Raw genomic sequence first — 26,417 nt, 5'->3', positions numbered from 1 at the left:
AGAGTTGGCAGAGTGGTCGATTGCGGCAGTCTTGAAAACTGTTGACTGTAACAGGTCCGGGGGTTCGAATCCCTCACTCTCCGCAAGATGCGAAAACAAAAGTTTTCAAAAAAAATGGTTAAATCCTGCAAAATCAATGAATTGCAGGATTTTTTTTTGTTTACGGCAACTGTTATATTTTTTTAAAAGACTTATAAAGTTTGTGGCACCTTAAAAATTTTAGAAAAAGTGCCACAAAAAAACTAACACACTAATTATCAACCTGTATAATTACACTCAAAATCTTATGGGCTGAATTTCTTTCCTGTCCTTCATCATTATGGGGCGTATAGAAAAGTCAACCACAGAGATTCTGACCTGTGTGATACATCAAATCCGTATTAGCCAGAAATATATTACGTAAAGGCTAAAAAGGTATTTATCGGTGATTTAAAATCCGTTTATAAAGCCAATACACTGGAACTGACTGAGCTTAAACCTGATGAGCTGGAAGATGTAAATATTAGCTATACTGACATTTAAGTCAAAGCACTATGCTGAATTTCGTTAGCCCACTTTCAGTATTTAGTGAAAATTCAAATCCATGATTCAATAAGATCTCTCTCACCAAGGTTAGTCCAATACCTTGTCCATCTTTTTTAGTGCTAAAAAACGGGCTGAACAATTGCTCTGCATGACCTTTTGCTATTCCTCCCCCATTGTCGGTAATTATCAGCTGATGCTCAATTGGATTTAGAGTTATGGTAATCAATCCCTGAAGTTCGATAGCTTCCATGGCATTTTTCACAATGTTGATTAGCGCTTGTTCCAATAGTTGTGCATCGGCTTGAATGTAATAGGGTTCATCTGGCAAAACCAATTCAATCTTAACTTGCTTTTCTTTGGCAGAAAAAAGCATGAGTTCATACAAGGATTTTACAAGACTTATCAAATCAACTTGTTTTTTATTAGCTTCCGGAAGCTTTACCAAATCCGCGAAATTGCGCATAAAAATATTTAGGTTTTGATTTCTGTCGATCGCTACCTGCAAAGCATTATTCAACAATTGATCACTTTTTACGGGATTGTTTTGCTGATGTGCCAATACTGAATTCATGATAGAATTTACGGGGCCTACTGTATTGTTTACCTCGTGGGCCATCATCCGGATTACTTTGCTATAGACATTCTTCTCAGCTTCAAAAATTTCAGCAGTTACTTCCGCTATCATCATGAAAACCCGTTCAAAGCCACGGTCAATAAACTTGGATTTCTGCACCTTATAAGAACGCAGTCCACCTATCCTAATAATCTTTGCAGCTCCTATCTGCAACGATTTTAACTGCTCTAAAAGGTCTGAGGAAACACTGATAATCTCTTCTGCTTTCGGATTAATTTGTTTCACTTCACCATCATAGTCCAAAATAACAATCCCTGTTGGTGAAGTTTGTATCAGCTTCTCGAGGAAAAAATGCTGTTCCTGTTGTTTCGTACGCTCAGTCCTTAGCTCATCTATCATCCGGTTATACACATCTACCAGCTCATCAATTTCTTTTTGCCCCGTTGCCAAAAACTTAACGTTAAAGTCTTGATCCTTTATGGCATTAACTCCCTGTTTTAAATAAATGAGAGGGTTGATAAGCTGTTTATACAAGTTCAAAGAAATAACGATAGAAACAAGGATAACAGCTTCAGCTAAAATGAACAGCAGTTTATGAGATTCAAAAATAAAATAGCTCATCACCAGGCAAACCAAGTGAAGCGCTACCATAAAGATGATATATTTAGTCCTCAGTTTCATTGAAAGGAATTTGATACTTTTCGAGCCTACGGTATAGTGCATTTCTTGTAATGCCTAATGACGCCGCAGCTTTGGTAATCCTGTTCTTATGAAAATTCATTGCTTGTTTTACCATTTCAGCTTCCATCTGGTCGAGTGTAATAGTGCCAACTCCAGGTAATTTAATATTATTGTTTTTTAAAGGCGAAAGATGTATTTGTCCTTGAAAATCGTCAACACTCAGCTTATCTTTGTTGCTTATAAGTACAGTGCGTTCTACTAAATTTTTAAGTTGCCTGATATTACCAGGTAACGGCAATTGTTGCAACCAACGCATTGCTGAAGGTTCTACAGTTAATTTTGGCCTGTTATAAATTTCTTTAAGATTGTTTATGAAGAAATTCACAAGCAACGGAATATCGTTCTTCCTTTCATTTAAGGCTGGCAGGTGAACAGTAACAAGATTTATTCTATACAATAGATCTTCTCTGAAAGTACCCATTTGAACCATCTCATTTAAGTTTTTATTGGTAGCACATACCACTCTTGCATCAACCATCTTTGTTCTGCTGCTTCCTAGCACCTCATAAGTTCTATCTTGCAAAACTCTAAGTAATTTAACCTGGCTACTGGCTTCAAGGTCTCCAATTTCGTCTAAAAATATAGTTCCTTTATGTGCCATCTCAAAACGCCCTACCCTATCGAAACGTGCATCTGTAAAAGCACCACGAACATGCCCAAACATCTCGCTTTCAAATAAGGAGGTAGAAATACCGCCTAAGTTTACTTTCACAAACGGCTTTCCGCTTCTGGTACTGTTTTCATGAATTGCCTCCGCAATTAACTCCTTTCCGGTACCACTTTCGCCAGTAATAAGTACAGACGCATTCGTAGTCGCCACTCTTCCAATAACTTCTAAGATGTTTAATAAGCTTGTATCTTCCCCAATAATTTGTTGAAATTTATATTTTTTATCAAGCTCTTTTCTGGTTTTTGTAGTGTTTTTTTTACTGCCGTTTAGTTGTAGCAAAGTGGAGATAGATTGCAGCACATAGTCATTATTCCAAGGTTTGTGTATAAAATCGTTCGCCCCTAACTTCATACCTTTTACTGCTAAATCTATGCTGGCCCAACCCGTAATTAAAATAATCGGTAAAATACTATCATACCCCCTAAGCTGTTTGAGCAGGCTCATGCCTTCCTCTCCGGAAGTTTGTATAGAAAAATTCAAGTCCAGAATAACAAGCTCAGGCTTTTGATTTTGAACTTGCTCAAAAGCCTGAATAGCAGTACTCGCTGTAGTCACATCATACCCGGCCCCTTTTAACAAAAGCGTTAGTGAGGTTCTTACGGCGATATCGTCATCAACAATTAGAATCATATACAAAGTTAAGATAAAATATTATTCTTCGTGCAATACAATAGCGGGCTGAATCGCCGCTGCCTGTTTACCCGGGTATAATGCGCAAGCAAAAACCAGCAGGTAAATGAAGACCACGGCCAGCAGTATGGCAATGAGGTAAACACTTGAAGGCACATTGAAGACGTTGAGCAGTGGAAACTGAACGGCAAAGAAACAGCCTACTGCCAGCGATAAAGTTGCCAAAATTAAAGCCTCCTGTACCAATTGATAGGAAACACTATTCCCACTTGCGCCAATGGCACGCCGCAACCCAATTTCTCCCTTCCTTTTGTTAATGTTGTACCACAACACACCAAATAGGCCCAAAGCCACATTAATGATTAAAAAGGCAGCTATGATGATAAAAATAATCATCGGGATAACCGTTATTTCATTTTTTGCATCACGCATTTCGGTAAGGTGCTCAATTCCAATGGTAGAGTTCTTAAAAGTACCTGTCATAAACTTGTATAACTCGCTCTCGAAAGCAGCATTTGCATCTTCTCTTACTTTGATCAGAATATTGTTAGTATTTTGTAAATCTGAAGTATCTGATCTTATGAACATTGCATTGCCCGCCGGCCAATAGTCGCCACTGGCTTTAATATCTTGTACTACACCAATTACTTTCATTCTGTTCTTATCTTCAAAATCGCCAAGTAACTGACCAACGGCGCTCCCCTTACCAAATATGGCTGTCTGTAAAGTTTCATTGATGATGATACTTTTATTTTTTGTCACTTTATCATCTTCGTTAAACCATCTTCCTGCAATGAGTTGTATATTCCAAACTTTCATATAGTCTTCGGCATCGGTATACAAATTAACCCAGTCAAATCTCTTTCCGTCTTTACGTAGAGTGGTACTGATATTGCTGTTTGAATAGGGAAAGTTAGCACTGGAAAAAGTCACCTCTTCAATTTGCGGCATAGCTTTAAGTGAATTTTTCAAATTGTGATAAAATATTTGCAGCGAGTCGGTATTCTTGGTTACCCCTCCATTATCATAGTTAACAACCCAAACACGCTCATACTCAAAACCTAAAGGTTTCGTGTAATTCTGATAGTAAAAGGTGAGGAAAGAAAATAAGGCAAAGATGACTAAAAATGAAACAAGGATCTCGGACAAAACCAGGAAGTTTTGCTTTCGTTTATTCCATATTAATTTAAATAAATGTTTTAACATGATCATTTCTTTTTAGGTTATTGTGCTTTTAAAGCTTTAACTACATTTAATCTAGACATGCGCCAGGCCGGATATACACCGGACAGCAATCCGAAAAACAAACAAGCGATGAAGCTATACAACAGCACAGAAATATTTATTTTCAAATAGACATTTTCGATCAGCTGTAAATCATTGATAAAATAAATGACAAATACCGAAAGAAATAGTCCAATTAGCCCTCCCAAAAAGGTTAATATCATATTTTCTACAATGAACTGATACACCAGTGTTTTAGAAGAAGCACCGAAAGCCTTTCGAACTCCGATTTCGGAGGAACGTTCTAAAATACGAGTAATATTGATATTGACTAAATTGATGGTTGGCAACAATAAAAACAGGAGTACAAAAAGGCTAACGATCCCGATTACAGCCGAAGTTCCTGTGTCTTTTCCGTCACCTGCGATCCTTCTGGTGATACTCGTGAAATACGGATCAGCGTGGCTATATACTGCGTCAAACTCTTTTGTAGAGATTGGAATTTTTTTCATCATCTGATCAAATTCTTTTTTTAGTTTAGAAACATCTGCTTTAGTTTTCGCCAGCAGTACGGCATTAAAGCTACCCATTAATTCAGGTTTGTTGTAATTGTCTTTTGCCACGGTATAGGGCAGGTACATATCACCGGCAAGTCCGTGAAGTGTTTTTGAAACATTATCAACCACACCTATTACACGGTAGTTTATATTATCAGCAGAAATGTATTTACCAACAACTTTTGGCTCATCCCCGAAATATGCTTGTTTTGTTTTAACAGATATTACTGCAACATACTCTGCATTGTCAATTTGACTTTGTGTGTAAGGTTTTCCTTCTAAGAAATGGTATTCCAATACCCTCCAATAATCAGCATTGGTGTGCTTATAGTCTATCACAATTTTCTTGTTATTTACATAAGCATTGGATGATCGGGCATTAGAGGAAATGGCCATCATTTCTATATTTTTAAGTCGGGACACATAGTGATCTAAAAAATAAAAAGAAACATCAGACCTATTTAACCACCCTTCTTTGGAGTTCGACGTTTCCATAGTGGTCACATACAATGACCGCTCTCTTTTATAGTCTGGATAATCCGGGCTAATCACTTTATCAAGAAAGGCAACACCTACCATTAGTATCGTCAATGTAAAACTGATTCCGAATAAACTGATAAACGTGAAGAACTTTCTTCGTTTCAATACCGCAATAGCGATTTTAAAATAGTTTTTTAACATAAGATGCTTATTGAACTTGTGAACCATCAAATAGGCGAACCAACCGATGTGTTTTATTCGCCATGTTTTCGTCGTGAGTTACCATTACAATGGTGGTCCCTTCATTTTTATTTAAATTGATCAGGATTTCCATAATTTCATTACCCATGGCACTGTCCAAATTACCAGTAGGCTCATCGGCCAATATAATTTGTGGGTTCCCTACAATAGCTCTTGCGATGGCAACACGTTGTCGTTGTCCACCGGACAACTGGCTTGGAAAGTGTTTTAAACGGTTGCTTAATCCAACTTTTTCCAAAGCCGCCACAGCTAATTGCTTCCGTTCTTTGGCAGTCGAATTGCGGTATAACAGTGGTAACTCTACATTATCCAACACCCGCAAATCGTTTATAAGATGGTAACTCTGAAAAATGAAGCCTAGTTTTTCATTTCTAAACTTCGCTAATTGTTGATCTGAAAATTGGCTAACATCCTGATTGTTGATTCTAATACTGCCTTTAGAAGGCTCGTCTAATAAACCCATTATATTAAGTAAGGTACTCTTTCCACAGCCTGAAGGCCCCATAATGGAAAGGAATTCACCTTTCGCAATATTCAGGTTAATACTATTTATTGCGAGGGTTTCAACGGTGTCCGTGCGGTACACTTTTTCAATGTTTTGTAAACGTATCATATTGGTATATTTTAAAATAAGAGTTTATTAATAGGTTATTTTTTTGTTTTCTTCAAAATCATATAAAGATAAGTAGCGCAATTGATAATAAGCTGCCCAAAAATCTCTAAGCGATGAGACATAATCCCGTTTTGCCCGGTCATTTTCCTGAAAGGCGATGCTTAAATCAGTGATACTTAGGTTACCTAGCACATAACGCTCACTGGCAATTTTATACTTTTCGGCAGCAATTTTTTCTGCGGCATCGGTAAGCAAAATCTGCTCATTCATCATATTAAACAAGGTTACCTGTGTTACGATTTGTTGCTTAAATGTTTGTTTATCCTGTTCAACGGTATACATTGTAAACTGTTCGTTTGCCAATGCTGTTTTTGTTCTCGATTTAGACCTTCCCCAATCCATTATGGGAATTGATAATTGCAGTTCTATCGCCTGTTGGTTTTTTGGAGAACGATAAACATCAAAAATTCTGGTGCCCGCATTTGAATATCCTAAATTGGCTCTCAAAGTGGCAGTAAAGCCATTTTCTCCTTTGGCTTTAGCGACATCTCTTCGTGCTTCTGCCAATCGGCGCACAAATGCTATGGCATCAGATCTATTTTCAAATGCTTCTGCTAATACCTTGTCGGCAGTAACTGTCATTTGCTGAACTACATCAGGCATATTGAGCATAATTTTATCATCTCCACCAATTCCAACATAGCTCCGAAGATTTAAAGTCGCAATTTCTACATCCCGATTTGCTGTACCTACTGCTTTTTTTGCATTTAACACTTCTAACTGTAGTTGAAGAATTTCGTTTTTTGAAATTTTACCTAACTCAAATTTTGTATCCGCAATGGTTAATATACGCTGGGTATTACCAAAATTTGTTTCGGCAATGGACAAATTTACCTGAGCCAGTAAAAGGTCAAAAAAATACTCAGTAACTGTAATGGCAATTTTTTCCTGTGTTTCTATATAGGCCTGCTTACTCTCATTAAATTTTAATGGCTCTATTTTCTTGTCCCATTTTAAACTATTAAACTGTAATAAAGGCTGCGTATAGCCAATTCCAAAAGGTATTCCGTTGTATAGCACATTATTTCGATCAAAATCATCAAACCTCTGCAATTGCGTGGTACCATAAATGGTGCCTCCGGTTGCCGCTATACTTTGGCTAAAATTAAGGACAAGCGAGGAATTATTATTGTGAACCGGCTGAAATATAATCGATCCATTAGGTTGCTGTACTTGTGTATACGTTTTAGTGTAACCTGGCAAAATTCCCTGCAATGACAATTGTGGCTGATAATTAGCTCTGAAAGTTCTCCATTCCCAATATTTAGTTTCTTTAACAGTAATTGCTTGTTTTGCGGCTATGGAGTTCGATTTTGCCATTGCAACAACCTCACTTAATGACAATGTTAAGGTGTCTGCCAAAGCTGCACGAGTGTTGATGCCTGTTATCATCACTACAACAAAAAATAAAATTCTCTTCATCATATCCTTAATTTCCAATGGTGATCGTTTTAACATTTTTATAGGAGGTCATATCAGAAGTAATTACTTCATCACCTTCTTTTAACCCACTTACTATTTCTATATAATCAAAATTACTCAGACCTGTTTTCACAGTTCTACGCTCGGCAATTCCATTTTTTATAACAAATACCTCCTGTAAGTTTGACCCATTGAATGCAGCCCCATTCGCAATGCGTAAAACGCCGTTTCGAGTGTCAGTAATTAAAAACACATCTACCTTTTGATTCGGCCTTAAAGCAGCATTGCTTTTATCATTCAATTGGATATCAAAAGAAATAATGCCATTCTTTACTGCTGGCGAAATGTTAACAATCGTTCCTCTAAGCAACTTATCACCAACCCGAATAATAGCAGCCATGTGGTTGTTAACTTTTTCCAGCATATTCTCAGACATACTCCCTGCAACCTTAAAGCCGCTTAAATCTGCAATTCGGACTATTGCTTCGCCCTCGTTGATGCTTGCGCCAATATTTTTGTTTACCCAGGTAATTACACCTTGCCGGGTGGCTACCACTTCGGCTAAATCTAGTTTCCGTTTTAATGCATCTAAATCACTTTTTTGTATGGCCAGAGAAATTTCCGCTTCTCTAATTTCGATTTTCATCGTTTGTTGCTTGCTTTTGATTTCATTCTCCAATTGCAATTTCTCAAGCTCTGCAACTTTTAAATCGAGCTGGGCACGTTCTACATCTTCTTTAGTGCCACCTCCTGCATTAAGCAATCTCTTTGCAGAAGAAACGGCATCTTTTAAATTGCTAATGCGCAACTGTTTGATGGAATTGTTGGATTTAATATCAAAAAAACTTTTCTCAAGGTCAAGTTTTAACTTACGGATCTCATTTTCCTTAGATTCCATTTGAAAACGAAGTTTCTCATAGGCTGTTTGTGTGATTGATTTATCCAAAGTAAGGATCGATTGGCCTTCGTTTACTTTGCTGCCCGCATCCATTAATACGTCCTTAATAGATGCATTAATCGGGCTGGCAATAATTTCTTCAAACTCAGGCAATACTTCGCCTGTAGCATTAATCGTATTTTCAATGATGCCTGTTGATACCTTTGCGGTGGTAAAATCGGCTCTCGTTACCGACGGTTTAAAATAATAACGAATTAACCACGCAGTCGCAATGACCAGTGCAATCACTACGCAGCTAATTAGTATCAGTTTCTTCTTTTTCCGGTTAATAACCTTTTCTTCAATCAGTGTATCCATATGGCAATTTTATTAATCTTGTAAGTTTCCTATGTGTTTTACAAGGCCAATGCCATATTTAAAATATTGATTTACAATAAATTACAAAATACAACAATATAAAAAATGCCCGATATCGAACATTTTGTTTCATATCGGGCATTTGAAGAAACTTTTGAGACACACCAGAAGATTCGGAAATTGATACAGAACATTTAAACCAGAATATTGGCCTATAAAAAAGTACTCTAATACCTGGAAAACAGGCAAATGGTGGTTTTAAAGATTTACCGGATATATTGACAACCGTGTAAGGAAAGTTCCTCTATAATTTGAATAATATGTAATTGAACGACTTTCAGAAAAAGACGTTAACCTTATCTTAAAACCAAAACAACAGATATTTAAACACGATACCTAAGCAAAGCCTCCATTTTGTAGGCCTTATTTATTCTTCTAATATTATTTTAGTTCATCAACATAAAAACACTTATACCCTGAACTTTTCATATCATCATTTTCATGCAGGTTTTTCACTGTTTCACTCGCTAAAGATTGCATTATGAAATTTAGCAAAGCTACCATCCTCACATCGTTCATCTTTCATAATGAAGATTGTGAAGAGAAACTAGACAAAATTAAAACAGCGATCAGCAGTAAAATCAAAGAATTCCGAATGTATAAACGTATTGTGATTATCTATAGAAATGGGATTTTGATTTTAAGCCAGCATATCCTTACGATTTTATTATAGGATTAAATCTTGATTACTTTATCAAATATTTCCCTGAGTGCCTCCTCCATCACTAAAGCAGTATCATTACCACTTTGATTTGTGATAATGAAAACGCCTAGCTGATGTTGAGGAATGATATAGATATAACATTGTGACCGTGGTACACCGCCATGATGAAAATAATATGTTCCCAGTTTTTTGTCATCTGTAATAATATTCCACAAATACCCGATACTGAATCCAGGACTGAATTTTACCAGCGTGCGATGGGATTCAGCGACAACTTTATCATTTTTAAGCTGAAATCTCATATACTCCAGCATATCAGGTACTGTAGACTTTACATTACCGGATGCACCCCAGGGTAGCAAGGGCATAGGTGATGTAGGCAGTGGATTATCACTGTGATAGCCCAAAGCAAGTCTTTTCAGTTCTTGTCCCTTCAGATTGATTTTTGTATTTTTCATCTCTGTATTCTCATCCAGGTAATCTGTCAGGAGCATTTCAAAATCCCTGCTATAAACTTTCTCCACAACAGAAGCCAAAAGCTGGGTTCCCGCACTGGAATATGCATACTTATGACCTGACAGTGTATCTATTTTCACCTGATGCAGGTCGTTCAGAAAATCTTTTTTTCCGTAATTAAGATATAATGTATTGATCTTTTCGGGTGTATCGTGCGCTGCGAAATTCTGCAGGATAGTATTCGCTTCAAGAGGAAGCATGTTAGGGATTCCGCTTGTGTGCGAAAGAAGATCTTTGATTCTGATAGGCTGTCCTTTAAAGTGTAAATTGGGATAATTATCTATTAAATAGTTCTGTACGTCATCATCAAGATCCACCTTTTTTTCGCATACTGCTTTTGCAACCAGCATTCCGGTAAGAGTTTTACTGAGAGAGCCGATTTCATAAATCGTCTCATTATCCGGGGTATTGTTCTTTCCCTTTTCCAGTTCTCCATAATGTGCGGTCATTTCACGTCCTTTATAGACGAGCCCTATCGAAGCAGAATGGATAAGTGGTTTTTTGATCATTTTATTCATTGTACTATCAACCACCTCTTTTATTCTAGAGGAAATCGTTATTTTAGATCCACTTGCTTTGCGCTGTATTAATTTCTGGGAAAAGCTAAAGTGTGAAACTAACAGGAGAATAAAAAGGATATTGGCTTTCATAGTTTTTAGATCGGATAAGATTACAAATATAAATCATTCTTCTATTAAAAATCCGAAACTATTTTGTTGATAAATAAGTTGCGAACTCAGCAGTTTACTTATAATATGTGGTACTTTTGATTTTTATCAAAGTGCACCAAGAAATAGAACATAATCAATATAAATAGTTACAGCATAAAAAACGAGGCTGCCTCACTATTGAGACAGCCTCGTTTTATTACATCTGTTTATGATATTTCAATCATTCTTGGTGGTTTCTGCTTTGCATCTTCTTTCTTCGGAATGGTGAGCATAAGCAGTCCGTTCTCATATTTTGCATTGATATTATCCTGGTCAACAACATCTTTTGGAAGTTCAAAACTTCTCTGGAATGACTGGTAACTAAACTCTCTTCGGGTGAAATTGTCATCTTTCGTTTCATTACTTTCCTGCTTCATGGATGAAATAGTAAGAAGGTTACCATCCAGTTTGATTTCAAAATCATTCTTGTTCATTCCGGGTGCAGCAACCTGCACTTCGTATGCATCGCCGTTTTCTTTTATATTTACCGAAGGTACGGTTGTACTGGTGGATGAGTAATTGTTATTACCCCAGTTAAAAAGTTCACGACTAAAAAAATCATCAAAGATGTTTGAAAAGCCTAAGTTGCTGTTTCCGTTTCTTCTCATTAGATTATTCATAGCAATCTCCTTTTAAATAAGTTTAACAATTATTTTATAACACTTCAGCTGGCCAGCTGTATCTGAAAGACTGCAAAAAAAATACCAGTTGGCAAATGGTGCTATTTTTTCACGATTTCTGTCAAAATTTCAGGATTAATGCTTACAATGTCTGATATAACACTCAGTGATAAAATTCCCTGTAACCAACAGAAATAACCATTCTTTAGAAAGCCAAATTCCTCTCCCTTTTTTCATAAAAATGCCTTAGCATCATCATCAGAAAAGCTAGTAATCCAAATATGAAACAAATCCATATATTGTATTCAATTCCTTTGTTTACAATCATCCAGCCCCCTAAGGTTGTTCCTAATGTTACTCCCAGGTTTCCGAAAGAGGTTGCCAGGCTGTTTGCAAACTCTAAAGAATCCGGAACTGATGAGATCATATAAGTAGATGCATTCAGAAAACCCGGCGAATACATAAAGCCCCAAATTCCGATCACAATTATATTGAGTAATAAATTATCATCAGAAAAATATAACAAGACGGGAATTACTAAAGTTCCGGAAAGGAAAAAAGCCATTGTTCCGGCCACATTCCGTTTGAGCATTTTTCCTGCAATCCAGGTTGATAAAACACCAATAATTCCGAAAACAAACAACATATAGCCTATCATGGTTTCGTTCATTTCTTTTGCCTTATTCAAATACTCTGCAAAATAACTATAGGTAGAAAACCATGCCGTAACCATGAAAAAATTGGCTGCAGTACTTAAAATAAATGAGGGTAGAGTTAGGATTTTAAGCTGTGATCCGTAGGACTTTTTCTCTTTTACGGGCATAGAAGGAAGCATTAAATAAATCACAACCAAGGCAATGAAGCTTACAGCGGTCTGAATCATGAATGAATATTCCCATGACCAAAGCCCGGCTATCCAGGTTGCAAAAGGAACCGTAGTCACCATTGCAAGAGCCACCCCGCTGAATACAATACTCATTAATTCATTTTTATTATCATCAGCATCAGAAACTGCAACAGACAACGCTGTAGCAATATAAACTGGCTGTAAAAATGCGGGAAGAATCCGTACGAGCATCAAAATCCAGAATGGCGGTGAAAACGAAGAGACGAAACCTGTAATAAGGAATATGGCAACAGAGGTAAGCATGATTTTTTTACGGTCAAAGCCTGATGCCAGTAATGTCATGAATGGTCCGGTAAGGGCAATGACCAAGGCAAAGGCACCTAATAAGTAACCTGCCTTATCAATGCTGATTTTATAATGTTCAGCAATTTGCGGTAAAATCCCAATAACCCCGAATTCGGTAGTAATAACGGCAATAAGTCCTAAACAGCCGATATATGCATATTTCTTCATATAAAAACTCTCTGGATGTTATTTTGAATTTTCTTTTGTAAATGCTGCAATTTCCTGAACAGCCTCACCGGTTTCTTTTAATACACCTCCCATATGCATAAAACCATGAACCATTTCTTTATAAATCACAATTTTAACATGAACTCCGGATGCTTTCATATTTTCTGCCAGCTGTTGCCCTTCATCCCGCAAAGGATCGTGTTCAGATAATAAAACGAATGTTGAAGGCGTATTTTTAAAATCTTTTATCAGTAAAGGAACTGCCAATGGGTTTTGTGAGTCCTCAGGCCTGGTCAGGTACCAGCTCCAGGCTCTGACTCCTTCTTCTTTATTAATAACAGGCCCCTTTTCATAGTCTTTCCACGATTTTGTATTTAATGTATTATCTGCCGCAGGATAAATCAGGACCTGAAACTTCAGTAGGTGGCCAAGCTGTGTTGAAACACTTACGGCTAAAGCACCTCCGGCACTGTCGCCTATAATTCCGATCTTATTTTTATCTAAATGCAGATGATCCGCATTATTTATAATCCATTCAGTGGCCGATTGGGCATCCTTTAAGCCTGCAGGAAAAGGATATTCGGGCGCCAAACGATAATCAACAAAGATAATGGCAGCCCCTGTAGCATTGGCTAATTGACGAACGACCGCATCGTGGGTTTCAAAACTTCCCGAAACAAACCAACCGCCATGAAGATAAATGATGGCTGACGATTTTTCACTTTCAATTCCGTTAGGTCTGTAAATTCTCACAGGAATTTCATGGTTATGGTGAGGAATGTTAAACTCTTCAATCATTTTAACTGCTTCTTTTTTGCCACCCAGCTGTAGTGACATAGTCTCATATCCTTTCCGGCTCATATCCAAAATATCTTTGCTGTCAAAAACATGAATCTTTTGAAGGCTTTCTGTTATTCTGCTTATTTCCGGATTTAATTGAACTGTATTCATTTTAGTATTGTTATTAATTGTTTTACAGGAAACCAGCCCTGATATTATAAGTATTCCGATGAGTTTTTTCATATTCTTTCCAAATTTTCAGACAAAATTAAATAGAAGTGATACATTTGCACGGTACACAGCTAATTGTATGGTACGAACAAATTTGTAAGTAATGGGAAAAAGAAAAGAGAATTCAACGAATAGCATCAATGAACAGTATATTACAGAGTGTGATCTTAGTTATGCCATCTGTAAGATCGGAGGAAGATGGAAATTGCTGATCCTGTGTAAGCTTGAGCACGGAAAGCTGCGGTTTAGTGAGATCAGAAACAGCATTAAAGGAATTACAGAAAGAATGCTGACACTTCAGCTTCGCGAACTGGAAAAAGCTGGTTTGGTGAAAAGAACCGTACATGCAGAAGTGCCTCCGAGGGTAGATTATGAACTGACAGAGATTGCAGGTGAACTGATCCCTATCTGGAAACAGTTAAGTGATTGGGGGAAAAAACATAAAAATTTAATTCAGGAAGACCTTCTCTCTGATCATTAATACAATATACCAGAGTGTACCAGCGTTTTTAGTCTACTCTGACTATTGGGTACACTCTGGTATATTTATTACATCTCTTTTAATTTTTATCCTTAATTTTTTGGATCTGCTTATCTCCCCATTCCTTTAAATGGGCAATAAATGGAATTAATTCCCGGCCTATCTCCGTCAGCCTGTACTCCACTTTTGGCGGAACTTCATGATAAACTTTTCGACCTATTAACTCATCTGTTTCTAATTCCCGCAGAGTTTGGGTTAGCATTTTAGGAGTAATATCTGTTAATGTTTTCCTCAATTCCCCATACCGCATCACATTCTTCGCATGAAGATACCACAATATTCGTCCTTTATACTTACCTCCGATTCTTCTGAAAGCATAATCTACAGAGCAGGCAGGTTCATTTGTATATTTTTTCATTTTTTACAATTTTATTTTACTGATAATCAACATTAGTATATTTTTAGTATGTAGATTACCAAAAAGTACATACTTGCTACAAATATACTGATGTTACTACTTTTGCTGCAACAAAATAAAACAATGAAAGCATTTATTCTAAACCAATCAGGCAGTGTTGATAATCTGAAAATACAGGAAACACTTCCACCTGTCATAAAACCCAATGAGGTACTTGTAAAAGTAAAAGCAATCAGTATTAATCCGGTAGATGTGAAAGCAAGAGCATATGAAGGAGTACTGGAATGGATCTATAAAAAAGAAAAGAATATTATTCTGGGCTGGGATATTTCCGGTGAGGTTGCCGGCACAGGCAGTGAAGCAGATTCATTTAAAAGTGGTGATGCGGTCTTTGGGATGGTTAATTTTTTTGGCAGCGGAAAAGCATATGCCGAATATGTTGCAGTACCGCAAAATCATCTTGCCCTGAAGCCGGAAGGAATTACTCATCAGGAAGCAGCAGGAATTTCAATGGCAGGCTCTACCGCTTATCAGGCACTGGTGGAAATTGCTAAAATAAAAAAAGGTGACAGAGTATTAATCCATGCGGCATCCGGAGGGGTTGGGCATATTGCTGTTCAGCTTGCAAAATATTTCGGGGCCTATGTTATTGGTACTTCATCTTTAAAAAACAAGGAATTTGTGATGTCATTAGGAGCTGATGAGCACATCGATTATGTCCATGAGGACCTTGTATCAAAAGTAAAAGATATCGATATTGTTATTGACACTATTCAGGGGCAAACATTACTGAATTCTGTGGATATCATGTGCCCGGGCGGCATTATTGTAACACTGCCTGCTCCGGAAATTCCCGAAGAAATAAAATCTAAAGCCGCAGAGAGGCTTGTTAACATTGAATTTATGATGGTGGAATCTAAAAAAGAAACCATACATGCCCTCGCAGACCTTCTTTCTGCCGGCGCAGTTAAAACCCGTATTCATAAACAATTCGCTTTTGAAGATATGCATGAAGCCCATCTTGAAGTTGAAACAGGAAGGGTAACCGGAAAAGTAGTTGTCCTATTATAAAATCATGAACAATAAATCCTGCCGTAGCCGAAGAATTCCTTCTCATTGAGGAAAAGGTCACTGACTGGAATTTCTTACGCAGCATTGAACCTTAAAACCTCTTCAAAATCCTTTGCAAACTAGCTTAATGACTTATTTATAGAATGTTCCGCATCATTATACTGATGAAAAAGAGTCCTGATTAATAAACAAAGGTGACTTTAGGACATATAAAAGCCTTAGAATTCTGTCTCTAAGGCTTTTTTATAATTAAATTGATACTTTTTCTTAGCTTAATATATCACACGGTGCATAACAAAGCACCCATGGACATTTTTTTATTCCCGGTGGCGGGCAGCATGCTTCGGAGCACCCCGCGGCTCCACCATTGATATTCTTCAACTGGTCTCTTGAAATTTTCTTGCAATTTTTCATAATAAAGTAAGTATGGGTTAAACGTATATGTTATGGCTGATTTCCGCCACCACATCCATCGTAAGGCATACATTGCCATTTTCCGCCGATCAGGCATATCTGTCCGCCAGGGCAGTTAATACCTCCTTTAATTGATTTCATTTCCTGTCTCTGGATTTTTTTTAGATTTTTCATAATAATAGGTTTGGTTTGCATTCGAAATTAATCATTTTTTTCTAATCAAAGTAAATTATTGTAGAAATATTTATCCTAAATGAATTTATTTCCTTTAAAATCTGTAAAATAAAACAAGTTACAATATGAATCCGGAAACGGCTATTTAAAAGAATTTATGAAGAAATTACTATTATCAGCATAAAATCTTGTCCTTTGGCAATTTCATTTTCATAGTGAATTGATAATTTTAACCAAAAGTATTTAAGCCTCCTGAATAATTACTGTACAAAAATCATAAAAACCCACACTATGAATCCAAAATTTGAAGCCGGAATTAATATTGCTATAAAAATTCCCAAAAATAAATACGAAAAAACAGTTGCTTTTTATAAGAATATTCTGAAGCTGGATGTAGAGGAAAAACCGATTGATAATCCTACTGTTTCAAGAACGCACCGGGTGAAGTTCGGAAACAATATAATATGGCTGGATTGTGTAGACAACTATACTCATTCTGAAACCTGGTTACAGCTTACTGTTCCCAACGTAGAAGAAGCCACCCGGTATCTGCAATCAAATGGGGTAGAAACCTGTGATGAAATTGAAGAGCTTCCTGAAAACATGCACTGGATTACAGATCCTTCCGGCACAGTATTCAACCTGCAACAAATGTAATACTGTGTTTAGTATACAAACAGTTTCCCGCCTTTTTACAGTATCGGGAATATTAAAAGCAGATAAACATTACACCGTATCTGTTTTTTATGTAGTATTGCAAAAGTTTACGGTCCCTGGATAGCCCATCTATGCAGGGATACTGTATGTATAAGTTATCTACCAACCTACCTGAGCAGTAATGATTATCATTGAAAGAAACGAAAAAAATTTTAAACGTTACGGATCAACAATAGATGAGGGTGATCTCATTTACCTTTTGAGTAAGCATGTTGAACCTATTTCCAGCATCATTTATGGTACAGAATATTGTGCTTCTGTTTTATTGAATGACGGAACATATCTTCCCTGTGTTGTATTCAGACATACGGGAAAAGCAGTTGAGCTTACCTATAATGCATTCCATAAAAAACGGTATGGTATTATAGATAAAAGACCTTATGACACAGAATTTGTCCAGAAAGGAATTATTGAGCATACTCTTACTTCTGAAAATACGGTAAAGTTTGACTCTGATGTTATAAAAGTTGAAAAATGTAAGTATGCCATGTCTGAACGGATTCTTCAGAGTATGAGCAATACCCCCACCCATTTTTTTCTGGCCCGGTATAAAGACGGAAGCTATGAGAATTTCCGGAGGGGCGAAGGACCGTTTTATGAAATGCCCCCAGAACAAAAGCCGGAAGATATTGTGGAAATATTCAATTCAAAATTAATCCTTCAGGATGGTGATATTATTGAATTAAAAAATTTAATGGATTGGAAAAACAATGAAGCAGGCCTGAAAAAGATATACAGCTCTAAACCTTATTTTGCCTGTTATATCGGGCATTCCGATTATAAGGACTTTGCTGAAAATATAGACTCTGTAAAAAAAGGCAGGCAATAAGTGACCGGAAATTCCCTATCAAACCTACATCTGCTAACTCAGGTTAACAATTACTAAAAACCATTGAAAAACAAAAAAATGAATATGTCCTGTTACCAACAGTTCTTCTCTATTCTCGCTACTCTTTTTCTTTTCACGCATAATGCTGTTGCACAGACAAAAAAAGTCAGCCAGATTGACTCTCTGATGAAGCGGTCCAATAAAATGGGTATGTTTAACGGAAATGTATTGGTTTCAAAAAATAATAAAATAATTTATAATACATCTTTTGGCTTTACGAATGCTGCCAAAACGGAAAAACTAACGACTGATCACAGATTTAATATCGGCTCAATCACCAAAGAATTTAGTGCGGTTGCTTTGCTGCAATTACAGGAACAGGGAAAACTGAAATTAACGGATGTGGTTTCCCAATACATTCCGGAGCTGCCAAAATGGGCACATGATGTCAAAATAAAAGACTTACTGCAGTATACAAGCGGTATTCCCAATGTACAATAGAAAAAAATTAAAAATGACCAAGATCTTTTTGATGGTCTGAAACATATTGATACACTCGATTTCAAGCCTGGCACCCACTACGATTACAACAATAATAATCTGTTTCTGCGCCAGTTTATTGTTGAGCGACTTACCGGAATGTCTTTTAAAATGTATGTGGAAAAGTTTATTTTCAAACCCTGCAAAATGAACTCTTCTGTGATGACTCTTTTTGAAAATGAAAAAAATATTGCCCGGGGATTTAATAATAATTCAGTGGCAGACAAACCAGATTTGCCCATAACAGGCGGAACTTACTTAACTACTCAGGATTTGCTGAAATGGACAGATTGTCTTCACTCCCATAAAATAATTAATTCAGATTCATTGTTTGAACTTGGGCAACAGTTTGATTTACCGGAAACCCAATCATCTTTAGGGCAAGCAAAATTTGAAAACAGAAAATTAACTGAACATTTACATGACGGAAGATCCGGAAGTTATGAAGCAATTTTAGTGTCTGACCTGAATGAAAAGCTGACTATTATTTTGCTAGGAAACAATTATAACGGAAAATTATTCGAAATTTCGGCTGCTATTACCTCCATCCTGAAAAACGGAAAATACAATCTTCCGGAAAATAAATAAAATCTAAGGCTCTGTTTTTAAGCTTAAACAGAGCCTGTGAAATTTTGACGGCAGTTATCTGTTCTGGCCTATATCCAGCCTGTCAAACTTTCCTTCCTCATTTTTATGAAATTTGAAGTATACAGGAAATGTCCCCCACTGCCCTGCCTGGAAATCCCCGTAAATATCCTTCCCGCCGTTCTCTACTTTATCTATGGTAAGAAATTTTTCTTTTCCAAGGGCATTGGAGAAGAACGACCTGAAGTTAACAGTATTTCCGTCATCGGTCATTACCGGGTTTTCTGTGAAAAAGCTGTACCAGCTTTTATCACCTGACTGTAATGCTTCCACGGCCATCTTTACCTCTGTGTCTGTAATTTTTAAAAGATCCATACTTTGTTGTTTTTTTATAGTTGATACTGAAAGATCCTGTTCTTTCTTTCCGGGTGTTTTTTGTCCGCATGCTGTACATATTCCGCAGATCACGGCAATAATGAACATGATATACTTTTCATAAGCTATTAATTTTTGATAGGATGCTGCAGATAAATAATCAGCAGATTGAGCAGAAGAAACGGGATCTCAATCATCACCCCTTTAAAATCTTTGTCTGCCACATGGAAACAGATGATCAGCAGAATTCCGGCAGCCATCAGAAAGTTGCCCCAGATAAAAGTTTTAGGGAATAAAATCAGCACAGCGGCCAGAATGGTAACGGCTCCGTTCATCATCAGTCCCGTTTTATCAAAACCCCATTTCCCGAACATTGCTGTCATTTCTGGTTTCCCCATAACCATCGCCGTTCCCTGCTTTATTCCCATAAAAACAGCGACCAGAATGAGGATACCATTGATAATTTTTAAGATCATTGCTTTTTTTATACAAATATGCATTAAATGTACGACCGGCGAATGGTGAATTTTTCGGAAAATTGCAGCCGCTCTTATTGGTAAGTTTTACATTCCATAACAAATTGGAACACGAAACCCTTCAGGTGATTTACCGGAAGTCCCTATTATTTTAATCCGAAAAGAAAGTGAAAGCAACAGGATTGCTTTATTGATCTTTATGAAAATTTATTTTTTCCAGGACAAACAGGCCTCTGTTTTTCACCGTATCTTTTGGAACCTCAACAACGTGGTAGCCATATTTCATATAGGTTGCTTTCATTTTTCCGAAGGTTGACAGGGCTTCTTCCCATGTCTGCTTTCTTTCCGAATCATTTTCATAGATTTCTTTCCAGGGCGGAAGAATAAAAACAGTATGATTATATGTGGTTTCCCGGATGATGGCCCGGGCTTTATCAGATAATGGGATGTTCTCCATTTCCATATAACAGGCCGTATCAAGAATACCACGGTCAAAGAAAACGGGCTCCGCCGGATGTGTATTCTTAATTTTCCGATAGGTTTCTGCAGAAGCGTTCAGCATTAATTCAGCATATTTTATCTTATTCCTCCACGGTAATGCGTCCCCTCCTGAATTCATCTGTTCTTTAATAATCCTTCTTGCCTCTTCCGCAACTGTTCTGAAACCGTCCTTATCAAGGGCCTCAAGCAGTGAGGTTTTCCCTACACCGGGTCCTCCGGTAATCACATACAGATATTGGTTTGAATTTTTCATTTTCGGATAATTTTAAAACTTCAGGGTGCTCAGTTCATTGAAATCTTTCTTTTCATATATTCTATGAATGCTTCCACTTTCCAGAACGGCTATTTTATCACACGTATGAAAAAGCGTTTCAATGATATGGGAACTTATAATGACTATTTTATTTTCTGATTTCAGATGCCGGATCACATCATATAAAATATGTACCCCTTCAAAATCAACCCCGTTGAAAGGTTCATCCAGAATATTAATCGGTTTATCCAGCATCAGCATTCCAATCAGAGCCAGCTTCTTTTTCATTCCGCTGGAATAATACTGGACATATTTTTTCAGAGGGAGATTGAATTTTTCCGTGATTTCTGAAATGTCAGCCTCTTTTTCAGAAATAAAATAAGCCAGGTATTCTTCCCCTGTCATGTAAGGATAAAAATAATTTTCTGTTTCCAGATAAGAAATTACTTCGCGTTTCAGACGCTTATCTTTCCAATTGATATTTCCTGAGAATTTTACACTTTGGTACAGGGACTCGAATAAGGTGGTCTTCCCTGCTCCATTTTTCCCGAGCAGTCCCAGTATACACCCTTCTTCTATAGATAAACTCAGATCGTTTAATACTTTCTGGTTTTTAAATTCAACATTTACATTTTTAATCTCCAACATAGGTTCTGATATTTTGAGTGGCAACTTTTAAATGGTTATTTAGGATAAATAAGGCAGGAATTACTGTTAAACTGCATATAGAGTACTCAATAAAAACGGCCATGTTATAATAACTGCTTTTTTCTTTATGGGTATACTGTCTGTACTTTCTTGTGATAATCAGCAGAAAATACAGGTTCATGAAAACAAAATAATAGATAAGATATATGCTTTCAAACGGATTTAAAATGAGATATGTGCAGTAAACAGGAAGAAGCAGAAAATTAAAAAACAGTGAATTTCTTCTGAGTTTTTGTTTTAAACTGTATTTTTTAAAGTACATTTCGAGCATTTCCTTACTTTCATGAGGTTCATAAATATGGGAAATCAGATCCAACACAAATGTTCCTGCTAAGATAAGCAATAAAGGTTGATAAGAAGATAACACAACTGCAATATATCCTATTAAAAACATCCAGGTATTCTTTCTGAGAAAGCTCCTCCATTCAAATAAATCATTGGGAATAAAGTCCCATTTCAGGGAAAGCCAGGGTTTCGTTTTCGGTGGGACTGCTGCCAGTAAAACAATCATAAGATACCCGGTGACTCCTGCTTCTTCAATTGTATAATTAATATTTCCCGACAGAAGAACACTGTAGATACATACTGCTTCTAAGGTAATCACCCACTGCCAGCTTTTCACAAAAACTTTCTTCAGAAACGGAATATCTTTTCTTTCAAGATGAAAGAGCAGCAGGAACAAAAAGAACAGAACAGGATAATAATAGTCCTTAGGAAGCTTTACCACAATCAAAAGTCCGAAAATAAGCAAAGCGGGAAGGCTGGCTCTGGGATTTAAATTCAGTAATCTAAAACTCTGATTGAATCTGAATTTAAAATGGTTAAATAGTTTTTTCAAGGGTTTCTAAAATTCTCTTTTATGAATGAATTGGTTTATTGGATGGGTTTGATAATGTATAGTTTCCGGTCACTGGTGGTAAACAGCTTAAAATTAAATCTTTTATCTGCAAAATAGAAATATGGTGAGTATTGTTTTTCCAGTTCAGCTTTATATTTTCTTATTTTTTCTCCGGGGCTTTCGTAAAACTTCTGAGTGGTAAAGCCTTTCTCAAAATACATCGGTATTTTGAATTTCAGGGTATCCTTATCAACAGGAAGCCGGCAGTACAATTCTCCTTTCCAGTTCTTTGCGGTAGATGAAGCAGAACCTCCTCCTACACTATGGGTAAGCTCCACCAGTTCTGTTCTCTGAAAATAAACCGGTGATATTTCCGGGACGCTGTTGGGTACCATAGCCATATCCCTGGAAGAATAGTGCCTGAAAAGATCATTCCCTCCGTTGGGTCTTCCGTGATTATAAATCTTTTCAGTAAGCCTGGTATTGGTTCTTACCTGATACCATTTTCCATCCATGTAATAGGTCGTTTCCTGCTCAGGATAACTTTTACTGACATTATAAAAATAGTCTGCTTCTTCAAAAATCTTATGATATATGCTCACCTGCTGTTCCTCATCCCATTTCAGGTCTTCATTCTGAAGGATGAACGGTTTGGCCAGTGTATCTCCGTCTGTAACCCATGTCCGGTAATATTTTTTATGCTTATTGACTATAAAGTCTCCAAACAGCTCTTCTTCCCTGTTCTTATTGGTTCGCTTATAGAGATAATGATCCTTAATATTCCCATCTTTGTCAAGCTTATAAAAATGAAAATCCTGATGGAAACGGATTCCTCCGCCTCCGGCTTCATCTTCTACCTCATCTTTATTTCTGTCCTTAGGTATCTCACTCGTTATAATGATCATATCTCCTTCTGAACTTATAAAATGCCGGATCGGCTCAAAACTATCATCCCACATCAGTTTCAATTCATGTTTTCCGAAAACAACAGGCTTTTTCGTATCAATATTCTGATAGCTCTTATATTCATCAGGTAATTGGGACCTGTTCATTTTATTGATCAGATACAGGTCTAATCCCCAAAAATTATAAAGAAAAATGAAAACCAGCAGGATAATAATCCCTGTAATAATCATGAATTTTTTCATCTGAATTTTTATGGCTGCTTAAAGATATATAATTTTTCCCGATGAATTACGTAAATCCGGAGTGAAGTATCTATTCTCGGCTTTATTCAGATATCATGGGTATTTTTTTAACCACAAAGAACCGAAAGATTTTTTAACACTTCAACGGGTAATTAAAAAATACAAAGTTCCGGCATCATTTGTCCGGAACTGTATCCTGATAACTCATATACCCTGCTTTATTTTATCAGGGTCTGAGCTCTTTTCAGATTATCGGTTGCCTGTAAAATCTTATTCTTCAGGATTGCATTATAATCCGGATGCTGTAAGAGAAACTGATTGACAATTTCAAATGCTTTGGGGTCCTGATAATTGCTGAATGTTGAACGAAGCCAGTTATCCGGGAAAAAAATATCCCCTGTTTTTTGTATTTCCTGCAATACCTCCAAAGATTTAAGAAGATAATGCACAGAGGTTTTCTGTCTTAGCGGATGATGTAAATATCCCAGGGCTGCACCAACAGCTGACTCATTCATTCTGTTCTGCTTTTCCATAAGACTGCTGAAGAAATCATCACGAACCTTTTGATCTGAGGATGCAGCCTTCATAATAATCTCAAAACGCTTTACCCGGTCTTTGTTGGTAATCCTTTTCAGCTGTTCCTGAAGCAGTTCACTATTATTACTGTTCCTCAGGGATAATGAAAGGGCAAGATTTGTAAAATCATCTTCATTAAGGAATACGTCTTCTGGCGGGGACTTTCTATCCCAGACAGTGTACAGATTATCATAAGCCTGCTGAGACCGGAAAATATTCCGGTAAGCATCAAATAAAATTTTCCTGTTATTTTTTGCAGTCTGCGCCTGTAATGCCTTCCATAGGATATTTTCTAAATCTACAGATTCTTTTAACTGTATATTTTCAGGTAAAAATCCCCAATAAATAGTAGAAATATAGCCGGTTATCAGCCGGATGTTCAGCTCTGTGGTTTCCTGCTGTAGCTGTCCGGCATAGAAATGCAGCAAATCCAGCGGGGTCGCTCCAGAACCGGCCAGCATATTTTCATATAAAGAAATATAAGCACTGGCACGGCTGACCGGATCCTTCACCAAAGAAAAGTTAGTCATTACAGCCTTATCTGTTTTGAATACACCATATCCTATTCCCGATGAGTTTTGCAGGATAAAAAGAGGCTTTTCTTTCCCTCTTAATTCCGCAATTTCCTGCTGTCTTCCGGATAACTTTACATTAACTTTGTCCACCTTATCCGCATAAAACAGACTTATCTCAAATTCCTGCGGCCAGGATTTTGGTTCCTTTCCATATTCCGGATGCTGGGAAATGGTAAAACGTTGAATTTTATGGTCCTTATCTTTCAGATCGTAATCAATTACGGGTCTTCCCGGATCATTTACCCATACTTTATTCCAGCTTTGCAGGTCTTCCGGGGTATGCTTATCTAAAATAGCAATAAGATCTGGCCATGTAGCATTGCTGTATTCATATTTTTTAAGGTATTCACTTACTCCTTTTTTAAAACGGTCTTCTCCTGTCAGAAGTTCCAGCTGGCGCATCATGATGGGTGCTTTATTGTAAATGACAGGTCCGTACATCATCCCTGCATTCTGCAGATTATCCAGAACCTGCCGGATGGGATTGGCTCCTAAAGTACGGTCTACAGAATAGGCTGCCGGAAAGTGTGTGGTTAAAAATTTCAGATCATAAATCTGTTTGTCCGAAGAGGCTCCGGTACTTTTATCTGCCATAAAGTTGGCAAAAACCTCCTTCGTCCATACATCATTAAACCAATCCATGGTAACCAGGTCCCCGAACCAGAGATGGGCAACTTCATGAGCCATGAGATTCGAGCGGTTATTTAATTCATTCTGTGTAGCGTTCTGATCTAAAAACAGAGTTGAATTCTGAAATAAAATAACGCCCGGATGCTCCATTCCCCCAAACTGGAAATCAGGAATGGCAGCCATTCCATGCTTTTGGAAGGGATGTTTAATACCGGTCCATTTTTCATAATAAGCCAGAGAGTTTCGGTATAGGGTGAAAACAGAATCCATGCTGCTCTTAATTTTCACAGAGTCCGTTTCACGATATAGAAGATGGGAATCCTGCTCTCTTATCTGCTGCACAGCTGTTTTAAAGTCTCCGGCAGCAAAAGAAAACAGGTACGTAGGAAGCAGGTCAGACTGATTAAACTGCAAAGTCTTCTGCCCCTGGTGTATGGTTTCTTTTTTCAGCTTTCCATTCGCAAGTGCGTTCCATTTTTCAGGAATGGTAAGGGTTAAAGAATAATTAGCTTTAAGATTGGGCTGATCAAAACACGGAAACATTGTTCGTGCCCGATCTGGTACAAATAAAGCATAAAGGTAGTCATCACGCCTGTTCAGAGCCCCATTTCCGGCAAGAAAAGTAAAATCAATACGATTAGGGCCCGATTTCAGATATTTTGCATCAATAATGATATGTTCATTTTTCAGAACAGGTTTAGCAGTCTGTCCGTTTACAGATACCGCAAGTAATGAAGAAGCCTCTTCTTTAAAATCAATCTGAAGCGGAGTGTCATTCTGTTTCTTATAGTTAAAATGAAGAGTTTCTTCCCCGGAAATCCTTTCTGCTTTATTTTCCGGAATCTTCAGAGTAAGCTCATATTTAATCTCACTGATTGTACTTTTCCTTAACCGGGCCAATTCATATGAAACACCCGATTCAATTTTGGACAAAGATTGTACCTGTGCATGGCAGCCACTGTTAAAAATGACAAAAAATATTGCCAGGAGACCTGTTTTTTTCATACATCAAATATAAGGATTGGAATGATGGCATTAATAGCTGATTAATTAATTTATCAATTACTAATTTGAATATTTTATGATTGAAATCCAAAACTACAAGAAGGGAATTTTTATCTGCTGCCGTCTCTTAATCTAAAAATCATTATGCCT

General features: G+C 37.1%; 26 protein-coding genes, 1 tRNA gene and 1 pseudogene. 7 read left to right on the top strand and 21 right to left on the bottom strand.

The window, feature by feature from the left end:
- A tRNA-Ser gene (locus tag AOB46_RS21235) sits at positions 1 to 83 on the top strand.
- A 440-nt stretch (positions 84 to 523) separates the two neighbouring features.
- On the opposite strand, the gene AOB46_RS21230 is transcribed toward AOB46_RS21235, so the two are convergent.
- The 7 genes from AOB46_RS21230 to AOB46_RS21200 are packed head-to-tail and all read right to left on the bottom strand — an operon-like array spanning position 524 to position 9,012.
- On the bottom strand, positions 524 to 1,780 hold the full coding sequence (locus tag AOB46_RS21230) for a sensor histidine kinase (protein ID WP_062703182.1): 1,257 nt from the start codon (positions 1,778 to 1,780) through the stop codon (positions 524 to 526).
- Positions 1,764 to 3,140, bottom strand: coding sequence for a sigma-54-dependent transcriptional regulator (locus AOB46_RS21225; protein WP_062703181.1), 1,377 nt, complete (start codon positions 3,138 to 3,140; stop codon positions 1,764 to 1,766). The genes AOB46_RS21230 and AOB46_RS21225 overlap by 17 nt, the downstream gene beginning before the upstream one ends.
- Positions 3,141 to 3,161: 21 nt before the next feature.
- Complete coding sequence (locus AOB46_RS21220) at positions 3,162 to 4,346, bottom strand: ABC transporter permease (RefSeq protein ID WP_062703180.1); 1,185 nt, start codon at positions 4,344 to 4,346, stop codon at positions 3,162 to 3,164.
- A gap of 17 nt (positions 4,347 to 4,363) precedes the next feature.
- Positions 4,364 to 5,602 carry an ABC transporter permease gene (locus AOB46_RS21215; RefSeq protein ID WP_062703179.1) on the bottom strand — a complete coding sequence of 413 codons (1,239 nt, stop codon included), beginning with the start codon at positions 5,600 to 5,602 and terminating at the stop codon, positions 4,364 to 4,366.
- 7 nt (positions 5,603 to 5,609) lie between these two features.
- Positions 5,610 to 6,275 (bottom strand): ABC transporter ATP-binding protein, encoded by a 666-nt coding sequence (locus AOB46_RS21210; RefSeq protein WP_062703177.1) that lies wholly within the window; start codon positions 6,273 to 6,275, stop codon positions 5,610 to 5,612.
- Between the two features lie 27 nt (positions 6,276 to 6,302).
- Positions 6,303 to 7,775: a TolC family protein gene (locus AOB46_RS21205; protein WP_206542269.1), complete on the bottom strand. Its 1,473-nt coding sequence runs from the start codon at positions 7,773 to 7,775 to the stop codon at positions 6,303 to 6,305.
- Complete coding sequence (locus tag AOB46_RS21200; RefSeq protein ID WP_062703175.1) at positions 7,765 to 9,012, bottom strand: efflux RND transporter periplasmic adaptor subunit; 1,248 nt, start codon at positions 9,010 to 9,012, stop codon at positions 7,765 to 7,767. The genes AOB46_RS21205 and AOB46_RS21200 overlap by 11 nt, the downstream gene beginning before the upstream one ends.
- A gap of 541 nt (positions 9,013 to 9,553) precedes the next feature.
- On the opposite strand from AOB46_RS21200, the gene AOB46_RS21195 reads away from it, so the two are divergent.
- Positions 9,554 to 9,745: a hypothetical protein gene (locus AOB46_RS21195; RefSeq protein ID WP_062703173.1), complete on the top strand. Its 192-nt coding sequence runs from the start codon at positions 9,554 to 9,556 to the stop codon at positions 9,743 to 9,745.
- A gap of 2 nt (positions 9,746 to 9,747) precedes the next feature.
- Here the strand turns inward: AOB46_RS21195 and AOB46_RS21190 are convergent, their stop codons facing one another.
- From AOB46_RS21190 to AOB46_RS21175, 4 genes are all read right to left on the bottom strand, one after another.
- Entirely contained in the window at positions 9,748 to 10,902 is a 1,155-nt protein-coding gene (locus AOB46_RS21190; protein ID WP_082377330.1) for a serine hydrolase domain-containing protein, read from the bottom strand.
- A 227-nt stretch (positions 10,903 to 11,129) separates the two neighbouring features.
- On the bottom strand, positions 11,130 to 11,582 hold the full coding sequence (locus AOB46_RS21185) for an Hsp20/alpha crystallin family protein (RefSeq protein ID WP_062703171.1): 453 nt from the start codon (positions 11,580 to 11,582) through the stop codon (positions 11,130 to 11,132).
- Between the two features lie 205 nt (positions 11,583 to 11,787).
- On the bottom strand, positions 11,788 to 12,942 hold the full coding sequence (locus AOB46_RS21180) for an MFS transporter (protein ID WP_062703169.1): 1,155 nt from the start codon (positions 12,940 to 12,942) through the stop codon (positions 11,788 to 11,790).
- Between the two features lie 18 nt (positions 12,943 to 12,960).
- Positions 12,961 to 13,965, bottom strand: a complete 1,005-nt coding sequence (locus AOB46_RS21175) for an alpha/beta hydrolase (RefSeq protein ID WP_241489255.1) — start codon at positions 13,963 to 13,965, stop codon at positions 12,961 to 12,963.
- A gap of 91 nt (positions 13,966 to 14,056) precedes the next feature.
- Between AOB46_RS21175 and AOB46_RS21170 the strand changes: the two genes are divergently transcribed.
- Positions 14,057 to 14,434, top strand: coding sequence for a winged helix-turn-helix transcriptional regulator (locus AOB46_RS21170; protein ID WP_062703167.1), 378 nt, complete (start codon positions 14,057 to 14,059; stop codon positions 14,432 to 14,434).
- Positions 14,435 to 14,513: 79 nt separating this feature from the next.
- Here the strand turns inward: AOB46_RS21170 and AOB46_RS21165 are convergent, their stop codons facing one another.
- Positions 14,514 to 14,852, bottom strand: coding sequence for a winged helix-turn-helix transcriptional regulator (locus AOB46_RS21165; RefSeq protein ID WP_062703165.1), 339 nt, complete (start codon positions 14,850 to 14,852; stop codon positions 14,514 to 14,516).
- Positions 14,853 to 14,975: 123 nt separating this feature from the next.
- On the opposite strand from AOB46_RS21165, the gene AOB46_RS21160 reads away from it, so the two are divergent.
- The gene (locus AOB46_RS21160) at positions 14,976 to 15,923 is read left to right on the top strand and encodes an NADP-dependent oxidoreductase (protein ID WP_062703163.1); all 948 of its coding nucleotides are present in this window, start codon (positions 14,976 to 14,978) and stop codon (positions 15,921 to 15,923) included.
- Positions 15,924 to 16,190: 267 nt separating this feature from the next.
- On the opposite strand, the gene AOB46_RS24125 is transcribed toward AOB46_RS21160, so the two are convergent.
- A complete protein-coding gene (locus tag AOB46_RS24125) occupies positions 16,191 to 16,337 on the bottom strand; it encodes a bacteriocin-like protein (protein ID WP_410470278.1) in 147 nt (48 codons plus the stop codon).
- A 30-nt stretch (positions 16,338 to 16,367) separates the two neighbouring features.
- Positions 16,368 to 16,511 (bottom strand): bacteriocin-like protein, encoded by a 144-nt coding sequence (locus tag AOB46_RS23495; RefSeq protein ID WP_157845090.1) that lies wholly within the window; start codon positions 16,509 to 16,511, stop codon positions 16,368 to 16,370.
- Between the two features lie 291 nt (positions 16,512 to 16,802).
- On the opposite strand from AOB46_RS23495, the gene AOB46_RS21155 reads away from it, so the two are divergent.
- The 3 genes and pseudogenes from AOB46_RS21155 to AOB46_RS21145 all read left to right on the top strand — a co-directional run bounded on the left by AOB46_RS21155 (position 16,803) and on the right by AOB46_RS21145 (position 19,185).
- Entirely contained in the window at positions 16,803 to 17,168 is a 366-nt protein-coding gene (locus tag AOB46_RS21155) for a VOC family protein (protein ID WP_062703161.1), read from the top strand.
- A 181-nt stretch (positions 17,169 to 17,349) separates the two neighbouring features.
- The gene (locus AOB46_RS21150) at positions 17,350 to 18,057 is read left to right on the top strand and encodes a hypothetical protein (RefSeq protein ID WP_062703159.1); all 708 of its coding nucleotides are present in this window, start codon (positions 17,350 to 17,352) and stop codon (positions 18,055 to 18,057) included.
- A gap of 78 nt (positions 18,058 to 18,135) precedes the next feature.
- Positions 18,136 to 19,185 (top strand): annotated as a pseudogene (locus AOB46_RS21145) (serine hydrolase domain-containing protein).
- 54 nt (positions 19,186 to 19,239) lie between these two features.
- Here AOB46_RS21145 and AOB46_RS21140 read toward each other — a convergent pair.
- The 7 genes from AOB46_RS21140 to AOB46_RS21110 form a co-directional block, all read right to left on the bottom strand.
- Positions 19,240 to 19,665 carry a hypothetical protein gene (locus tag AOB46_RS21140; RefSeq protein WP_062703157.1) on the bottom strand — a complete coding sequence of 142 codons (426 nt, stop codon included), beginning with the start codon at positions 19,663 to 19,665 and terminating at the stop codon, positions 19,240 to 19,242.
- A gap of 20 nt (positions 19,666 to 19,685) precedes the next feature.
- The gene (locus AOB46_RS21135) at positions 19,686 to 20,033 is read right to left on the bottom strand and encodes a DoxX family protein (RefSeq protein WP_062703156.1); all 348 of its coding nucleotides are present in this window, start codon (positions 20,031 to 20,033) and stop codon (positions 19,686 to 19,688) included.
- 187 nt (positions 20,034 to 20,220) lie between these two features.
- Positions 20,221 to 20,787, bottom strand: a complete 567-nt coding sequence (locus AOB46_RS21130; RefSeq protein ID WP_062703154.1) for an AAA family ATPase — start codon at positions 20,785 to 20,787, stop codon at positions 20,221 to 20,223.
- Positions 20,788 to 20,799: 12 nt separating this feature from the next.
- Positions 20,800 to 21,435, bottom strand: coding sequence for an ATP-binding cassette domain-containing protein (locus AOB46_RS21125; protein WP_062703152.1), 636 nt, complete (start codon positions 21,433 to 21,435; stop codon positions 20,800 to 20,802).
- Positions 21,422 to 22,333 carry a hypothetical protein gene (locus AOB46_RS21120; protein ID WP_062703151.1) on the bottom strand — a complete coding sequence of 304 codons (912 nt, stop codon included), beginning with the start codon at positions 22,331 to 22,333 and terminating at the stop codon, positions 21,422 to 21,424. Before AOB46_RS21120 ends, AOB46_RS21125 begins: the two co-directional genes overlap by 14 nt.
- Positions 22,334 to 22,368: 35 nt before the next feature.
- The gene (locus AOB46_RS21115) at positions 22,369 to 23,481 is read right to left on the bottom strand and encodes a hypothetical protein (protein WP_062703149.1); all 1,113 of its coding nucleotides are present in this window, start codon (positions 23,479 to 23,481) and stop codon (positions 22,369 to 22,371) included.
- Between the two features lie 218 nt (positions 23,482 to 23,699).
- A complete protein-coding gene (locus AOB46_RS21110; RefSeq protein ID WP_062703147.1) occupies positions 23,700 to 26,267 on the bottom strand; it encodes a M1 family aminopeptidase in 2,568 nt (855 codons plus the stop codon).
- Positions 26,268 to 26,417 lie beyond the last annotated feature (150 nt).

It is taken from the genome of Chryseobacterium indologenes (assembly GCF_001295265.1).
Lineage (GTDB): Bacteria > Bacteroidota > Bacteroidia > Flavobacteriales > Weeksellaceae > Chryseobacterium > Chryseobacterium indologenes_A.
Note: the sequence above shows the minus strand (reverse complement) of the source record. Positions and strands in the feature narration are given on the sequence as shown.

Excerpts from the sequence above, each read along its gene's own strand:
- AOB46_RS21215 (WP_062703179.1), bottom strand. The coding sequence starts at position 5,602 with ATGTTAAAAAACTATTTTAAAATCGCTATTGCGGTATTGAAACGAAGA.
- AOB46_RS21140 (WP_062703157.1), bottom strand. The coding sequence starts at position 19,665 with ATGTTCATTATTGCCGTGATCTGCGGAATATGTACAGCATGCGGACAA.
- AOB46_RS21135 (WP_062703156.1), bottom strand. The coding sequence starts at position 20,033 with ATGATCTTAAAAATTATCAATGGTATCCTCATTCTGGTCGCTGTTTTT.
- AOB46_RS21180 (WP_062703169.1), bottom strand. The coding sequence starts at position 12,942 with ATGAAGAAATATGCATATATCGGCTGTTTAGGACTTATTGCCGTTATT.
- AOB46_RS21155 (WP_062703161.1), top strand. The coding sequence starts at position 16,803 with ATGAATCCAAAATTTGAAGCCGGAATTAATATTGCTATAAAAATTCCC.
- AOB46_RS21185 (WP_062703171.1), bottom strand. The coding sequence starts at position 11,582 with ATGAATAATCTAATGAGAAGAAACGGAAACAGCAACTTAGGCTTTTCA.
- AOB46_RS21230 (WP_062703182.1), bottom strand. The coding sequence starts at position 1,780 with ATGAAACTGAGGACTAAATATATCATCTTTATGGTAGCGCTTCACTTG.
- AOB46_RS21165 (WP_062703165.1), bottom strand. The coding sequence starts at position 14,852 with ATGAAAAAATATACAAATGAACCTGCCTGCTCTGTAGATTATGCTTTC.
- AOB46_RS21170 (WP_062703167.1), top strand. The coding sequence starts at position 14,057 with ATGGGAAAAAGAAAAGAGAATTCAACGAATAGCATCAATGAACAGTAT.
- AOB46_RS21125 (WP_062703152.1), bottom strand. The coding sequence starts at position 21,435 with ATGTTGGAGATTAAAAATGTAAATGTTGAATTTAAAAACCAGAAAGTA.
- AOB46_RS24125 (WP_410470278.1), bottom strand. The coding sequence starts at position 16,337 with ATGAAAAATTGCAAGAAAATTTCAAGAGACCAGTTGAAGAATATCAAT.
- AOB46_RS21225 (WP_062703181.1), bottom strand. The coding sequence starts at position 3,140 with ATGATTCTAATTGTTGATGACGATATCGCCGTAAGAACCTCACTAACG.
- AOB46_RS21200 (WP_062703175.1), bottom strand. The coding sequence starts at position 9,012 with ATGGATACACTGATTGAAGAAAAGGTTATTAACCGGAAAAAGAAGAAA.
- AOB46_RS21115 (WP_062703149.1), bottom strand. The coding sequence starts at position 23,481 with ATGAAAAAATTCATGATTATTACAGGGATTATTATCCTGCTGGTTTTC.
- AOB46_RS21150 (WP_062703159.1), top strand. The coding sequence starts at position 17,350 with ATGATTATCATTGAAAGAAACGAAAAAAATTTTAAACGTTACGGATCA.
- AOB46_RS21175 (WP_241489255.1), bottom strand. The coding sequence starts at position 13,965 with ATGAAAAAACTCATCGGAATACTTATAATATCAGGGCTGGTTTCCTGT.
- AOB46_RS21190 (WP_082377330.1), bottom strand. The coding sequence starts at position 10,902 with ATGAAAGCCAATATCCTTTTTATTCTCCTGTTAGTTTCACACTTTAGC.
- AOB46_RS21195 (WP_062703173.1), top strand. The coding sequence starts at position 9,554 with ATGAAATTTAGCAAAGCTACCATCCTCACATCGTTCATCTTTCATAAT.
- AOB46_RS21210 (WP_062703177.1), bottom strand. The coding sequence starts at position 6,275 with ATGATACGTTTACAAAACATTGAAAAAGTGTACCGCACGGACACCGTT.
- AOB46_RS21220 (WP_062703180.1), bottom strand. The coding sequence starts at position 4,346 with ATGTTAAAACATTTATTTAAATTAATATGGAATAAACGAAAGCAAAAC.
- AOB46_RS21130 (WP_062703154.1), bottom strand. The coding sequence starts at position 20,787 with ATGAAAAATTCAAACCAATATCTGTATGTGATTACCGGAGGACCCGGT.
- AOB46_RS21110 (WP_062703147.1), bottom strand. The coding sequence starts at position 26,267 with ATGAAAAAAACAGGTCTCCTGGCAATATTTTTTGTCATTTTTAACAGT.
- AOB46_RS23495 (WP_157845090.1), bottom strand. The coding sequence starts at position 16,511 with ATGAAAAATCTAAAAAAAATCCAGAGACAGGAAATGAAATCAATTAAA.
- AOB46_RS21160 (WP_062703163.1), top strand. The coding sequence starts at position 14,976 with ATGAAAGCATTTATTCTAAACCAATCAGGCAGTGTTGATAATCTGAAA.